This window comes from Streptomyces sp. NPDC054956, from assembly GCF_053609185.1.
Genome location: NZ_JBSGXB010000220.1, coordinates 1 through 13016, shown reverse-complemented (window position 1 = coordinate 13016; position 13016 = coordinate 1). Strand labels below are relative to the sequence as shown.

Below are 13016 nucleotides of genomic sequence, written 5' to 3'. Positions count from 1 at the left end.
CCCCGGCCCCCGCTCGGGCGGCCCAGGCGGCGGCCCCGGCGGAGTAACCGTCCGGCGGGCCCGCCGACGGGACCGCGGCTCCGTGGCGCCGCGGTCCCGTCGGCGTTCCGGGCCTGCGGAGCTGCGGGCGCGGCCGGTGCTACGGAGCTGCGGGCGCGGCCGGGCGGGCGTGGGCCTCGATGCCGGCGATCAGGACGTCGAGCGCGAGGCAGAACTCCCCGTCGGGCGGCCGCCGGACGGTACCGCCACAGCCGTGCAGGAACTGCGAGACGGCCAGGTGGGCGCCGGTCCTGGCGGTGTCCGTCAGGCCGGTGGCCTCCAGCAGTCGCTGCAGGGCGGTGTCGAAGGCCCGCGCGTGGGGGCCGATGTTCGGGTACGCGGCGGTGAGCGGTGCCACCCACGGATGGTCCACGAGCAGCCCCCGGTAACCGCGGGCCAGTGCCCGGAGCCGGCCGGGCCAGCCCTCCGCCGGAGCTCCGGCCGGACGGGCGAGCTCGCCCTGGGCACTGTCGAGGGCGAGCTCCAGCAGATCGTGCTTGGTGTCCACGTACCAGTAGAGGGACATCGCGGTGACCCCGAGCCCGGCGGCGAGCCGCCTCATGGAGAACCGGGCCAGTCCCTCGGCGTCGAGCAGCCGCACCGCCTCGGCGGTGATCCGCTCCCGGTCGAGCCCGGAGGGTGCCTCGCTGCGCCGCCTGGCGGGTGGGGCCGGCCGCTCGGCCAGCCAGACACTGGTCCGGGCCTTGCCGGGATCGGCCGCGGTCACCATGGAGGCACCCTCCTCACGACAACGGGATCAGCCCGGAATGCCCGGGTCCGCCCCTTGATGCTAGGGGGTGTCCTGGCGGTCGGGCCGGATCAGGGAGCGGTGTCAGGGGGCGTGCGTCGCGCGCTTGAGGGGCGCCCGCGTACCGGATGTACGCGGGCGCCCCTCAGGGCCGTGCGGGTGAATCGGGAGCCGGGGGTTCAGGACGCCGCGGTGGTGGGTGCCGTGAGGTCGTAGAAGGTGGCTCCGCCGATCGTGTTGGCCTTGAAGTTGGCCTTGACCCAGGTCTCGATGGCGCTGCTGGTGCCCCCGCCGGGACCGCCCGCGATGCGGACCGGACCACCGGTCTCGCCCGTGCCGTCCGCCTCGCCGCCTCCGGCGCCGCCCTGGCCGATGAAGTAGTGGATCTTCCCGGCCTTCACGTACTCCTTGAACTGCTCCAGCGTCGGGGAGGGGTCGCTGCCGTTGAAGCCGCCGAGCGGCATCACCGGCTTCTCCGAGGCCAGCTGGTAACTCGCCGCGTTCTGCGAGCCGACGGCTGCCGCGGCCCACGTGTACCGGTCCGCGTCGGCGCGCAGCGCGGCCGTGGCCTCGGCGCTGGGCTTGGTGCCGCCGAGCAGACCGCCCATGCCGCCGCCCATGCCGTTGACGAACCGCTCGGTGCGGCCGCCGTCGGCCGCCCGGTTGCCGCCGGGGGCCTGGCCGCCCGGAGCCTGCCCGCCGGGGGCCTGGCCTCCGCCCGCCTGGCCGCCGGGGGCCTGGCCGCCCTGCGGGAACCCGCCCTGGGGCATGCCCTGCGGTGCTCCGCCTCCGCCCGGCACGGCGCCGCCGCCCGGCATCTCGAAGCCGCGCATCCCGCCGCCACCGGGGCCGCCCCGGCCTCCCGCGACGGCAGGGCCCGCCGTGACGATCGAGCCCGTGTGCGGGGTGGTCACGGTGGTCAGGCAGTACGCGAGGGGTCCGGCCAGCGCCGCGGCCAGGCCGACTGCCGCCACACCGAGTGCGGCACGGCGGCCCAGCCGCGCGGCGAACGGCAGCAGCAGTGCGCTGCCGAGTCCCGCAACGAGCAGCCCCCAGCGCAACCACGGCACGTACCCGGCGGAGCGCCCGAGCAGCACGAACGCCCAGTACGAGGTGATCGCGAGGGTTCCGGCCAGGGTGACGGAGGCGGCCCGGCTGCCCCGCTCCTCCCACAGGACGGCGATGCCCATGCCGACGAGCGCGGCCACGAACGGGGCCAGGGCGACGGTGTAGTACTCGTGGAAGATGCCCTGCATGTAGCTGAAGACGAGTCCGGTGATCAGCAGGGCGCCGCCCCAGGCGAGGAAGGCCGCGCGGGCCATGCCCTCCAGGGTGTCGGTGGCCCGGCGGGCCCGCCAGGTGACCACGAGGCCGGCGACGAGCAGGATCAGGGCGGCGGGCAGCAGCCAGGAGATCTGGCCGCCGATGTTCGACGAGAACAGCCGGTCGATGCCGGTCTCCCCCCAGCCCATCCCGCCTCCGCCGCCGGGGCCGCCGCCTTCGACGGCCGACCGGGCCCCGCCGCCGACGCTGCCGGTCTCCTCGCCGTTGATCCGGCCGAGTCCGTTGTAGCCGAGGGTCAGTTCCAGGAAGGAGTTGGTCTGCGAGCCGCCGATGTACGGGCGGGAGGCGGCGGGCCACAGTTCGACGATCGCCACCCACCAGCCGGCGGCCGCCGTCATGGCGAGGGCCGAGAGCAGCAGCTGCCCGAGGCGCCGGCGCAGCGGGGTCGGCGCGCAGACCGCGTACAGCAGGGCCAGCGGCGGCAGGATGACGAAGGCCTGGAGGGTCTTGGTCAGGAAGGCGAAGCCGACCGCGACCCCGGCCCACACGAGCCACTTGGTGCGCGCCCCTTCGAGGGCCCGGAGCACGCAGTAGACGGTGACCGTCATCAGCAGGGTCAGCAGCGCGTCGGGGTTGTTGAAGCGGAACATCAGCGCGGCGACGGGCGTCAGCGCGAAGACCGCGCCGCTGATCAGGGCGGCCACGGGCCCGAACTGGCGGCGTACGGCGGCGTGGAGGACGGCGGTCGTGCCGACTCCCATCAGCGCCTGGGGCACGAGGATCTGCCAGGAGCCGAGCCCGAAGAGCCGTACGGACAGCATCATCGGCCACAGCGCGGCCGGGGGCTTGTCGACGGTGATGGAGTTGCCCGCGTCGGAGGAGCCGAAGAAGAAGGCCTTCCAGCTCTCGCCGCCCGCCTGGACGGCGGCGGAGTAGAAGGAGTTGGCGTAGCCGGAGGAGCCCAGGTCCCACAGCAGCAGTACGGCGGTGGCGAGCAGCAGCCCGGCGAGGGCGGGGCGCTCCCAGCGGGGCTGCGCGGCGTGCGCCCTGGCCGCCGTACGGGACGGGGCGGGCGGATGCAGGGGTAGTGCTGCCGTGGTCATCGGGAGTCTTCCTTCGCGGGAGTGGAGCGCCGTTCGGGGAAGACCCAGGCGCGGAAGAGGAGGAACCGCAGCACGGTGGCGGCGAGGTTGGCGGTGACCAGGACGGCCAGTTCGGTGCCGTGCGCCGGGTGGCCGCCGACGGCCGCGAGGGCGGCGAGCGATCCGCTGGTCAGGGCCAGACCGATGCCGAACACCACGAGCCCCTGGGCCTGGTGGCGCGCGGCGCGGTCGCGGCCCCGGACGCCGAAGGTGAGCCGGCGGTTGGCGGCGGTGTTGGCGACGGCGGAGAGGAGCAGCGCGGCGGCGTTGGCGAGCTGCGGGCCGGCGACGGTCCGGGCCGCGGAGTAGAGGAGCAGGTAGAGGAGGGTGGACAGGGCGCCGACCACGCAGAAGCCCAGGAGCTGGCGGGCCAGTCCGCGCGGCACTCCGGGCAGGGCGGTGCGGTCGCGGGGGTCGTCGCCGAAGGGGCGGGCGAGCCGGTCGAGCGGGAGCGCGCCGACGGCCAGCGCCCGGCCCACCCGCCAGACCCCCTTGAGGTCCTCGGCGGCGGTGCGGGCGATGTGGACGGTGGAGTCGGGGTCGTCCACCCAGTCCACCGGCACCTCGTGGATGCGCAGCCCGGCCCGCTCGGCGAGGACCAGCAGTTCGGTGTCGAAGAACCAGCCGGAGTCCTCCACGAGCGGCAGCAGCCGCTCGGCGACCTCGCGGCGGATGGCCTTGAAACCGCACTGGGCGTCGCTGAACCGGGCGGAGAGCGAGGAGCGCAGGAGCAGGTTGTACGCGCGGGAGATGAACTCGCGCTTCGCTCCGCGCACCACGCGGGAGGAGCGGGCGAGGCGGGTACCGATGGCGAGGTCGGAGTGGCCGGAGATCAGCGGGGCGACCAGCGGCAGCAGCGCGTTGAGGTCGGTGGACAGGTCCACGTCCATGTACGCGAGGACGGGCGCGTCGGAGTCCCCCCACACGGTGCGCAGGGCCCGGCCGCGGCCCTTCTCCTCCAGCCGGGTGCTGCGCACGCCCGGGACGGAGGAGGCGAGGCCGGCCGCGACCTCGGGGGTGCGGTCGGTGCTCGCGTTGTCGGCGATGGTGATGCGGAAGGGGTACGGGAACGTCCGGGTGAGGTGCTCGTGCAGCCTGCGCACGCAGGGGCCGAGATCCGTCTCCTCGTTGAAGACGGGGATCACCACGTCGAGGACGGGCTCACCCGGCACGGGCGCGAGGGGCGCCCGCACCGGGAGCGCTCCGGGAGAGGTGTCGGTTGGCATGCTCCGACCCTCCCGGCCGGGCCTGTCACCGCTGTGTGCTGACCCTGTGCCCCGTCTGTGAGTCCGCGCCGGGGACGGCCCGGAGTGGCTGGACGGGAGTGGTGGCGCGGGGGCGGTCGGTGGCGAGGGGGAGGGTGACCTCGAAGGAGGTGTGGCCCGGGGTGCTGTGGACGTTCACGGCGCCGCCGTGGGCCGAGACCACGGCCTGGACGATGGCCAGGCCGAGGCCCGTGGAGCCGGCCGCACGGGAGCGGGAGGCGTCGCCGCGCGCGAAGCGTTCGAAGACGTGGGGCAGCAGCGTCGGCGGGATGCCGGGGCCGTCGTCCTTGATCCGGAGCCGGATCGCGGATGTTTCACGTGAAACATGAGCCGTGACGGTGGTGCCGGGTGGTGTGTGGGTCCGGGCGTTGGCCAGCAGGTTGACCAGGACCTGCTGGATGCGGGCCGGGTCGGCGTGCACGGGCGCGGGCTCGTCGGGGAGCTCCAGGCGCCAGTGGTGTTCGGGTCCGGCGGCCCGGGCGTCGCTGACGGCGTCCACGACGAGCGGGGCCAGATCCGTGTCCTCGGTGGACAGCGGGCGGCCCGCGTCGAGCCGTGCCAGCAGCAGCAGGTCCTCCACCAGGCCGGTCATCCGGGTGGCTTCGGACTCGATCCGGCCCAGGGCGTGGCGGGTGTCGGGGCCCGGCTCCTCCCGGCCCCGGCGGGTCAGTTCGGCGTAGCCGCGGATCGAGGCCAGCGGGGTGCGCAGCTCGTGGCTGGCGTCGGCGACGAACTGCCGGACCCGGGTCTCGCTCTGCTGGCGTGCGGTCAGGGCCGAGGAGACGTGGCCCAGCATCCGGTTGATGGCGGCGCCGACCTGCCCGACCTCGGTGCGGGGGTCCGCCTCCGCGTCGGGGACCCGTTCGTGCAGGGCGGGTTCGCCGCTGTGCAGGGGGAGTTCGGACACCCGCGTGGCGGTGGCGGCGACCCGGCTCAGCGGGCGCAGCGCGACGGCGACCAGGGCCTGTCCGGCCAGGGAGGCTGCGATCAGCCCGGCGAGGGTGACGAAGACCTCCACCCCGATCAGGGTGTGCACGGTGGAGTCGACCTCGGTGAGCGGGAAGCCGAGGACGATGCTCCCGTCGGGCCCGGCCAGCACCCGGTAGCCGCCGAGGCCGGGCAGCTGCACCTCGACCGGGCTGCCGGGACGGTCGCCGGAGGCCTTGCGTGCGACCCCGGAAAGGACGGCGGACTGCTGCGCGGTGAGCGGCGGGGCATCGCCGGGCCCGGATGCACCGACGGCGGCACTGCGCTCGCTGCGGACACTGCCGACGATCTTCCCGTCGGAGTCGAGGCGGATTCCGACGGCCCCCAGCGGGGACCCGGGAGACATCACGACGCCGAGGTTGTTCTCGCGCGCGAGCTTGCCGGTGTTGGGACGGCTCGCCATATCGACGGCGACGCGCAGCTGTTCGTCGACCTTGTCGACCAGGTACGAGCGCAGCGCGAGCGTGGTGACACTGCTGATGGCCGCGCCCACGACGGCGATGAGGGCCAGCGCCGAGACGACGAGCCGGGTCCGCAGGGACCAGGGGCGGTGGCGCCGGCGCGGGCGCCGGGGCCCGGCCGGGTGTCCCGGCCGGCCCGGTCTGCGGGGACGGCGCCGGAGGGACCCGGGCGCCATCACTCGGCCGGCTTGATCAGGTAGCCGGCGCCGCGCCGCGTGTGGATCATCGGCGGCAGGCCCGTACCGCCCTCCAGCTTGCGGCGCAGGTAGGAGATGTACAGCTCGACGACGTTGGCCTGGCCCCCGAAGTCGTACGACCACACGCGGTCGAGGATCTGCGCCTTGCTCAGCACCCGGCGCGGGTTGCGCATGAGGTAGCGCAGCAGCTCGAACTCGGTCGCGGTCAGGTGGACGTCCTGGCCGCCCCGGACCACCTCGTGGCTGTCCTCGTCGAGCCGCAGGTCCCCGACCTCCAGCACCGAGCCCCCGCGCGCTGCCTGCGCCGCGCCGGAGCGGCGGACCAGGCCGCGCAGCCGGGCCACGACCTCCTCCAGGCTGAACGGCTTGGTGACGTAGTCGTCCCCGCCGGCCGTCAGGCCCGCGATGCGGTCCTCGACCGAGTCCTTCGCGGTCAGGAAGAGCACCGGGACCTGCGGGAGCTCCCGGCGCAGCCGGCCGAGGACGGCCAGCCCGTCCATGTCGGGAAGCATGATGTCGAGGAGGACGACGTCCGGCCTGAACTCCCGTGCCGCGCGGACCGCACCCGCCCCGTCGCCCGCGCTGCGGACCTCGCAGCCCTCGTAGCGCAGGGCCATGGAGAGCAGTTCGGAGAGGGCGGCCTCGTCGTCCACGACGAGGACCCGGCAGGGTCCGCCGTCGGGGCGGACGAGGGCCGTCGGGTTGCCGGTGGACGTGGACGCGTGGGAGGTGGTCGTCGCAGTCATGCGTACACGCTGGACGCCGCCTCTGAGAGCGTTCTTGCCTGAACCTGTGAATTGCCTGAGAAACCCCTCCTGCCCCTCAGTCCAGCCGGAAGAGCCGGGCGCCGTTGTCGTGGCAGACGGCGCGCAGCCAGTCGTCGCCGAGGCCGAGCCGCTCCAGGGCGGCCAGCTGGTGCTCGTACGGGTAGGGGATGTTGGGGAAGTCGGTGCCCAGGAGGATGCGGTCACCGAGGTCCGCGAGCCGGCCCAGGTCCCCGGGAGGGAAGCCGCTGAACTGCTCGGAGAAGTCGGTGAAGGCCATCGTGGTGTCGAGGCGGACCTCGGAGAACCGCTCGGCCAGGTCCAGGAAGTCGGCGTACTCGGGCATGCCCATGTGCGCGACGATCAGCGGCAGACCGGGGTGGCGGGCCAGCAGCCGGGAGATCGGCTCGGGCCCGGTGTGCTTGCCCGGGACGGGCCCCGAACCGCAGTGGACCACGATGGGGATACCGGCCTCGGCGAGCAGCCCCCAGACCGGGTCGAGCCGGTCGTCGGTGGGGTCGTACCCGCCGACCTGGAGGTGCGCCTTGAAGACCCGGGCCCCGGCCTCGACGGCCTGGCGTACGTACGCCTCCACCCCGTCCTCCGGGAAGAAGGTCGCGGTGTGCAGGCAGTCGGGGGTGCGGGCGGCGAAGTCCGCGGACCAGGAGTTGAGCCAGGCCGCCATGGCCGGCTTGTGCGGGTAGAGCATGGCGGTGAAGGCCCTGACCCCGAACTCCCGCAGCAGCGCGACCCGGTGCTCCTCCTCGTGCCGGTAGGTGATGGGCCACTCGACACCGGTCAGCGGGCCGACCGCGTCGAAGTAGTCCCACACCTTGTCCAGGACCCGCTCGGGCATGAAGTGGGTGTGTACGTCGACCAGCCCGGGCACACCGAGCCGTTCCCGGAAGGCGCGGACCGCCTCAGCGGTCGTCGCGGACAAAGCCGTGGCTCCGCTCGACGGTCGCGACGTGCAGGGTGTAGCTCTCGTACCAGTCGGAGCGGCCCTGCTTCATGGCCGCCTGGTGCTCCAGGTCCCGGCGCCACTGATTGAGGGACTCGTGGTCGCGGAAGTAGCCGACGGTGATGCCGAGCCCTCCGGGTGTGCGCGCGGACTCGTAGCCGAGGAAACCCGGGTTGGCGCTGACGAGCTCGGTCATCCGCTCGAGGGTCTCGGGATATCCGCTGTCGTCGGCGGTCCGGACACTGGTGAAAACGCTCATCACGTAAGGCGCTTCGAAGGCCTGCACAGGCTGGATGCTCATGCCCACCACCCTCTGCGGCCCCGGCCTGGCATGTCCACCGGAAAACGTCCCACGAGGCGAAAGGGATCCAAGTTTTGACCTTGAACCGGACGGCGCTCAGCGGCAGTCGCCGGTCACCGGTCGCCGGTCAGAACAGCCCGTCCTGCGCGGCGGGGGACTCGGGCCCGGCCGGGGGGATCGGCGCGGTCGGCACATCGGCCCGCTCCCCCGCGCCCGGTGCCACCAGCTCCCACCCCGCGAGCAGACGGGTGTCCACGACCAGCCCGTCGGCGAAGTGCAGATCGGGGCCCGCGGCGCCGACGAGCCGACCGGCGACCGTCCCGCCGGCCACCATCTCGGTGATCACCCGGGCGGAGACGGGCAACTCCCCCAGACCGAAGGGCTCCCCGTGGTCGGTCACCTCGCACTCCAGCCGCTCCAGCGACTCCGGCCACCCCTCCAGCGCGGCCGCGCCGGCGTGCAGCCCGGCGACGTCCGCCGCCCGCTCGGACTCCGGCGGCAGGTGACCCCGTACGGCCCGCTTGCGCGCGTAGGCGATCCGGTCGGGCACCCCGAGCGCGGCCCGCAGCAGCTCCTCGGTCCGCCGCGCGGCCATCAGCGGACCGCGCCCGAGCCAGGCCCAGGTCACGGCCCCCTGCTCCAGCAGCCGGGCGCTGCCGCGTTCCTCGGCGGTGATGCCGACCTTGACCAGACCGGGCCCGAACCACGCGAGGTACACCCGGTAGGTGCGCGGATCGGCCGCGTTGGTGTCGGCCGCCACCGAGAAGGACCGGTCCAGCCGGGCACACTCCGGGCACTGGGCGTTCCCGGTACGCCCGGACACGACCCGGGCCGTCGGACACGGCGTCCGCCGGCCGGCCCGCCGGACACCGAGGCAGTGGCGCTCCCCCCGCGCGGCGAAGGCCAGCGCCTGCCCGTACACGAGGAGGCTGCTCCGCTCCAGGCCCTGGAGGACCGGCCGCTCCTGCTGCCACCAGCCGATGGCGGGCCGGCCGTCGCTCCACCGGATCCCGGTGCACCACCAGGTCACAGCGGGAGCGGCCGCTCGAAGAAGGTCTCCAGGACGACGGTGGCCTGCGTCCCGCTGACACCGTCGATCGCGTACAGGCGGCGCAGGACGTCCTGCAGCTGCTCGGTGGTGCCCGTGCGGACCTTGACCAGGACGGAGGCGCTCCCCGCGATGACGTGCGCCTCCTGGATCTCCGCGATGGCCTCGAACGCGGACCGCGAGTCGCCCATCCAGGCCGTGGAGTCGACCATCACGTAGGCGAGCACCCCGCTGCCGACGGCCGCCGGATCCACCTCGACCGTCGTCCGCCGGATGACCCCGCGCTCACGCAGCTTGCGCACGCGTTCGTGGGCGGCTCCGGCGGAGAGCCCGACGGCGGCACCGAGCGCCGCATAGGCCTGCCCCGCGTCCTGCTGCAGGCACCGGACCAGTGCCCGGTCGATGTCATCCACGCGATCTTCCTCCCACGCCCCTGCGGAACCTTGCGGAGACGGTATCTGATCCTGGATTTCCACCTGCAGATCGAACATCATTCGGCCACAAGCTCGCCCTATGGGACGGCGGCCACCGGCCCCCGCCTCCTGGCTACCGGGTGACGAACTGCGTCAGGATCGCCTGGACCTCGTAGATGTCGACGCCCTTGGTGAAGGTCTTCGATATCGGCTCCGAGCTGCCGGAGAGCCATATCTTCAGCTCCGCGTCCAGGTCGAAATGGCCGGCGGTCTCCACCGAGAAGTGCGTGATGCTCCGGTAGGGAATCGAGTGGTACTCCACCTTCTTGCCCGTGAGCCCCTGCTTGTCGACGAGCACGAGCCGGCGGTCGGTGAACAGGATCGTGTCGCGGATCAGCAGATACGCGGCGTGCACCTGCTCCCCCTGCCCCAGCAGCCGCGCGTACTCACGGTGCGCCGACCCCGGATCCACGGCGTGCGCGTTCCCGAACAGTCCCATGACGGTCCCCCCTGCTTACCCGGTGATGCGATCCCGACCGAGACGACGAACTCGATCTCCAAGAACCGTATCCGGCCCCCACCGCACCCTGCGTCCCCCGCCGGAGCCATCTCTCCCCATGCCTCCCCGGAGCCAGCGCTCATACCTGAGGAGGACGGGAGGACGAGCGGAGCAACGCAAGAGGCCCCCCGGTGAACCGGGGGGCCTCTTGGGCTGTGCACTCGGCAGGATTCGAACCTGCAACCTTCTGATCCGTAGTCAGATGCTCTATCCGTTAAGCTACGAGTGCTTGACTGTCCGGGGTTTTGCGCCCCGTTGGCCTTGCGAGAACAACAATACATGGACCTCGCCGGGACGCGAAATCCATTAGCTCCATCCGCTCTGACCTGCGGAAACGGCCTGGAAGAAGATCATCCGGTTGGGCCTGCGCGTGGCCGGGGCGAGCCGTCACGGCCCGGCGCGGGCAGAGCGCGGGCCGAGCCTGGCGCCGTCCGGACCCCGAACGCACCGAAGCCCCGGTCCGCAAGGACCGGGGCTTCGTGAAGTGCGGAGGCGGAGGGATTTGAACCCTCGATGGGGGGTAAGCCCCAAACCGCATTAGCAGTGCGGCGCCATAGACCGGACTAGGCGACGCCTCCAGCACACCCCCGCGTACGAAGGTGCGTGCAGATGATGACACAGGCCAGGGGCCGGTCACCAATCCGCTCCCACGGTACAAGGAGGGCGGCCCGCAGGGCAAAGCCTTAAGACCTTCTCCGCACGGAACGTCGGGGGCGGCCCGTCGTTGGTCTGTCGTACGACGTACGGACGACCTGGAGTGCCCCATGCTGCGTCTCGCCGCTTTCGCCGTCACCTCCGCCCTTGCAGCCGCGGCGGCGGGGCCACTGCCGCCGCTGCCGCCCCTGGGGCAGCTGCTGGCGGCTCCCGACCGGCTCACCATCGACGTGTCCGACACCGGCAACCCCCGGGCCGACGGGAAGTACCGGCTCGAGTGCAACCCGGTCGGCGGGAACCACCCCCGGGCCAAGGACGCCTGCGCCCGTCTGGAGGTCCTCTCCCGCGAGGGCCGGGACCCCTTCGCCCCGGAGGCCAAGCGGCAGCTGTGCACCATGGTCGACGGAGGCCGGGCCACCGCCCGCATCACCGGGACCTGGCACGGCCAGAGGGTGGAGTCCGAGTTCCGCCGGACGAACGGTTGCGAGATCAGCCGGTGGAACGAGTTGGAACCTGTGCTTCCACGTGGGCGTTCCTGACCTGGGAGGATGCGGCGATCACGCGGTATCCGCCGGACATCGGCCCTCTCGCCGGGGGCCCGTGCCCTTAGACTCCTCCCGTGACATGCCGGTAGTTGTGGTCAGGGAGGAAGCTCGTCGTGAGCAGCAGGCCATCCCGAGGCGCTGCTCGCCTCGCAGCAATACTCGACGCTCTTCCGGACGCGCTGTTGCTCGTCAACGCCAACGGCACGGTCGTCAACGCGAATTCGATCGCCCTCGAGGTCATGGAGAGCCCCGGTACCGGGCTCGTCGGCCGCGGCGTGCTCGACCTCCTGCCCGAGTTCGACTCCAAGCTGATCCCCGGCTCCATGCGCCGGCCCGGCGAGGACGAGGGCGGCCGCGCCAGGCCCAAACGGATGATCGCCCGCCGCACCGACGGCAGCGAGTTCCCCGTCGAGGTCACGGCGGCTCACCTCGACGGCCGTGACGCCTACCGCGAGCCGCAGCCCTCGTACACCGGTGACGAGCTGCTGATGCTCGTCGTACGGGACCTCTCGCAGACGGTGGACACCGAGGCCGAGCTGGCCCGCTCCCAGCGCCAGACCGAGATGATCCTGCGGGCCGCCGCCGAGGGCGTCGTCGGCACGGACACCGACGGCCGGGTCGTGCTGGTCAATCCGGCCGCCGCCCAGATCCTCGGCTACCGCGCCACCGACCTCGGCAACCGCGAGCTGCACGGGCTGGTCCAGCACTCGAAGGCCGACGGCTCGCCGTTCCCCTTCGAGGAGTCCCCGCTCGCCGACACGCTGCGCAGCGGACGCAAGCACCGGGTCCGCGGCCAGGTGCTCTGGAACAAGGCCGGACAGCCCGTCGCCGTGGACCTGACCACCTCGCCCGTACGGGACGGGGAGCAGCTCGTCGGCGCCGTCATGACCTTCACCGACCGGCGGTCCTACGACGCGCTGGCCGCGCGCCACGCCCAGTTGCTGGCCGTTCTCGGCGACTCCCTGCGCGGGCCGCTGGAGGAGCTGCGCGGCGAGCTGGCCACGCTGGCCGCCGACGACGCCGGACAGTTGTGGCCCGAGGCCAACCAGCTGCTCCACCACCTGGCCGCGGGCTACTCGCGGATGACCACGCTCGTCGACAACGTGCTCGGTTTCCAGAACCTCGACTCGGGCAGCGAGAAGCTCGCCAAGAAGAAGGTCCTGATCGACGGGGTCGTCGCGGCCGGCGTCGACGGAGCGGTCGATCTGATCGGCCCCGGGCGGGCCCAGTTCGCCGTGCACGCCCCGACCATCGAGGCCGAGGTGGACGCCGAGCGCATCGCGACCGCCCTCGCGCACCTGATCGCGGACGTCGCCGGGGTGGACGCCACCGGCAAGACCCGCCAGGGCAGCGGGTACATGGACTCGACGATCGTGGTGGCCGCCGCGCAGCGCGGTGACGTCGTACGGATCGAGGTGCGCGGGCCGTACGAGGGCGGGAACCCGGTGCACGAGCCGATCGTGCGGGGCATCGTGGCCGCGCACGGCGGTGTGCTGCAGACGGTGGAGGTGCCGGGCGCGCCCGGCGGGGCGTACGTGCTGGAGCTGCCGCTGGGTGCGGGGGCCGGGACGGTCACCCTGCCCGAGCCGGCGGAGGCTCCGGCGGCCGAGCCGGGGAGCGAGGGGGGACCGGGGCAGGTCTACGGCGG

12 protein-coding genes and 2 tRNA genes are annotated in these 13016 nt (G+C 73.1%); 2 read left to right on the top strand and 12 right to left on the bottom strand.

From position 1 onward, the window contains the following. Positions 1-139: 139 nt before the first annotated feature. The 12 genes from ACWGDE_RS27610 to ACWGDE_RS27555 all read right to left on the bottom strand — a co-directional run bounded on the left by ACWGDE_RS27610 (position 140) and on the right by ACWGDE_RS27555 (position 10747). Complete coding sequence (locus tag ACWGDE_RS27610) at positions 140-769, bottom strand: TetR/AcrR family transcriptional regulator (protein WP_453391735.1); 630 nt, start codon at positions 767-769, stop codon at positions 140-142. A 197-nt stretch (positions 770-966) separates the two neighbouring features. Further along, entirely contained in the window at positions 967-3174 is a 2208-nt protein-coding gene (locus ACWGDE_RS27605) for an ArnT family glycosyltransferase (protein WP_453391734.1), read from the bottom strand. Beyond that, complete coding sequence (locus ACWGDE_RS27600) at positions 3171-4439, bottom strand: glycosyltransferase (protein ID WP_453391733.1); 1269 nt, start codon at positions 4437-4439, stop codon at positions 3171-3173. Before ACWGDE_RS27600 ends, ACWGDE_RS27605 begins: the two co-directional genes overlap by 4 nt. A 25-nt stretch (positions 4440-4464) precedes the next feature. After that, positions 4465-6102: a sensor histidine kinase gene (locus ACWGDE_RS27595; protein WP_453391732.1), complete on the bottom strand. Its 1638-nt coding sequence runs from the start codon at positions 6100-6102 to the stop codon at positions 4465-4467. Further along, positions 6102-6869: a response regulator transcription factor gene (locus ACWGDE_RS27590; RefSeq protein ID WP_453391731.1), complete on the bottom strand. Its 768-nt coding sequence runs from the start codon at positions 6867-6869 to the stop codon at positions 6102-6104. The genes ACWGDE_RS27595 and ACWGDE_RS27590 overlap by 1 nt, the downstream gene beginning before the upstream one ends. 76 nt (positions 6870-6945) lie before the next feature. Continuing rightward, on the bottom strand, positions 6946-7827 hold the full coding sequence (locus ACWGDE_RS27585; protein WP_453391730.1) for an amidohydrolase family protein: 882 nt from the start codon (positions 7825-7827) through the stop codon (positions 6946-6948). Further along, entirely contained in the window at positions 7808-8149 is a 342-nt protein-coding gene (locus ACWGDE_RS27580) for an antibiotic biosynthesis monooxygenase family protein (protein ID WP_453391729.1), read from the bottom strand. The genes ACWGDE_RS27585 and ACWGDE_RS27580 overlap by 20 nt, the downstream gene beginning before the upstream one ends. 127 nt (positions 8150-8276) lie before the next feature. Continuing rightward, the gene (locus tag ACWGDE_RS27575; protein WP_453391728.1) at positions 8277-9179 is read right to left on the bottom strand and encodes a DUF2797 domain-containing protein; all 903 of its coding nucleotides are present in this window, start codon (positions 9177-9179) and stop codon (positions 8277-8279) included. Beyond that, positions 9176-9610: an Lrp/AsnC family transcriptional regulator gene (locus ACWGDE_RS27570; protein WP_453391727.1), complete on the bottom strand. Its 435-nt coding sequence runs from the start codon at positions 9608-9610 to the stop codon at positions 9176-9178. The genes ACWGDE_RS27575 and ACWGDE_RS27570 overlap by 4 nt, the downstream gene beginning before the upstream one ends. Positions 9611-9743: 133 nt before the next feature. Beyond that, positions 9744-10109: a PH domain-containing protein gene (locus ACWGDE_RS27565; RefSeq protein WP_453391726.1), complete on the bottom strand. Its 366-nt coding sequence runs from the start codon at positions 10107-10109 to the stop codon at positions 9744-9746. Positions 10110-10325: 216 nt separating this feature from the next. Further along, positions 10326-10398, bottom strand: a tRNA-Arg gene (locus tag ACWGDE_RS27560). Positions 10399-10656: 258 nt separating this feature from the next. Further along, positions 10657-10747: transfer RNA gene (locus ACWGDE_RS27555), tRNA-Ser, on the bottom strand. A 186-nt stretch (positions 10748-10933) separates the two neighbouring features. Between ACWGDE_RS27555 and ACWGDE_RS27550 the strand changes: the two genes are divergently transcribed. Further along, complete coding sequence (locus ACWGDE_RS27550; RefSeq protein WP_453391725.1) at positions 10934-11362, top strand: SSI family serine proteinase inhibitor; 429 nt, start codon at positions 10934-10936, stop codon at positions 11360-11362. A gap of 119 nt (positions 11363-11481) precedes the next feature. Further along, on the top strand, positions 11482-13016 hold a 1535-nt coding region (locus ACWGDE_RS27545), incomplete at its 3' end, for a PAS domain-containing protein (RefSeq protein ID WP_453391724.1).

Bases quoted from the DNA above. Each gene is read 5' to 3' on its own strand.
- ACWGDE_RS27605 (WP_453391734.1), bottom strand. From the start codon at position 3,174: ATGACCACGGCAGCACTACCCCTGCATCCGCCCGCCCCGTCCCGTACG.
- ACWGDE_RS27610 (WP_453391735.1), bottom strand. From the start codon at position 769: ATGGTGACCGCGGCCGATCCCGGCAAGGCCCGGACCAGTGTCTGGCTG.
- ACWGDE_RS27550 (WP_453391725.1), top strand. From the start codon at position 10,934: ATGCTGCGTCTCGCCGCTTTCGCCGTCACCTCCGCCCTTGCAGCCGCG.
- ACWGDE_RS27595 (WP_453391732.1), bottom strand. From the start codon at position 6,102: ATGGCGCCCGGGTCCCTCCGGCGCCGTCCCCGCAGACCGGGCCGGCCG.
- ACWGDE_RS27590 (WP_453391731.1), bottom strand. From the start codon at position 6,869: ATGACTGCGACGACCACCTCCCACGCGTCCACGTCCACCGGCAACCCG.
- ACWGDE_RS27600 (WP_453391733.1), bottom strand. From the start codon at position 4,439: ATGCCAACCGACACCTCTCCCGGAGCGCTCCCGGTGCGGGCGCCCCTC.
- ACWGDE_RS27565 (WP_453391726.1), bottom strand. From the start codon at position 10,109: ATGGGACTGTTCGGGAACGCGCACGCCGTGGATCCGGGGTCGGCGCAC.
- ACWGDE_RS27580 (WP_453391729.1), bottom strand. From the start codon at position 8,149: ATGAGCATCCAGCCTGTGCAGGCCTTCGAAGCGCCTTACGTGATGAGC.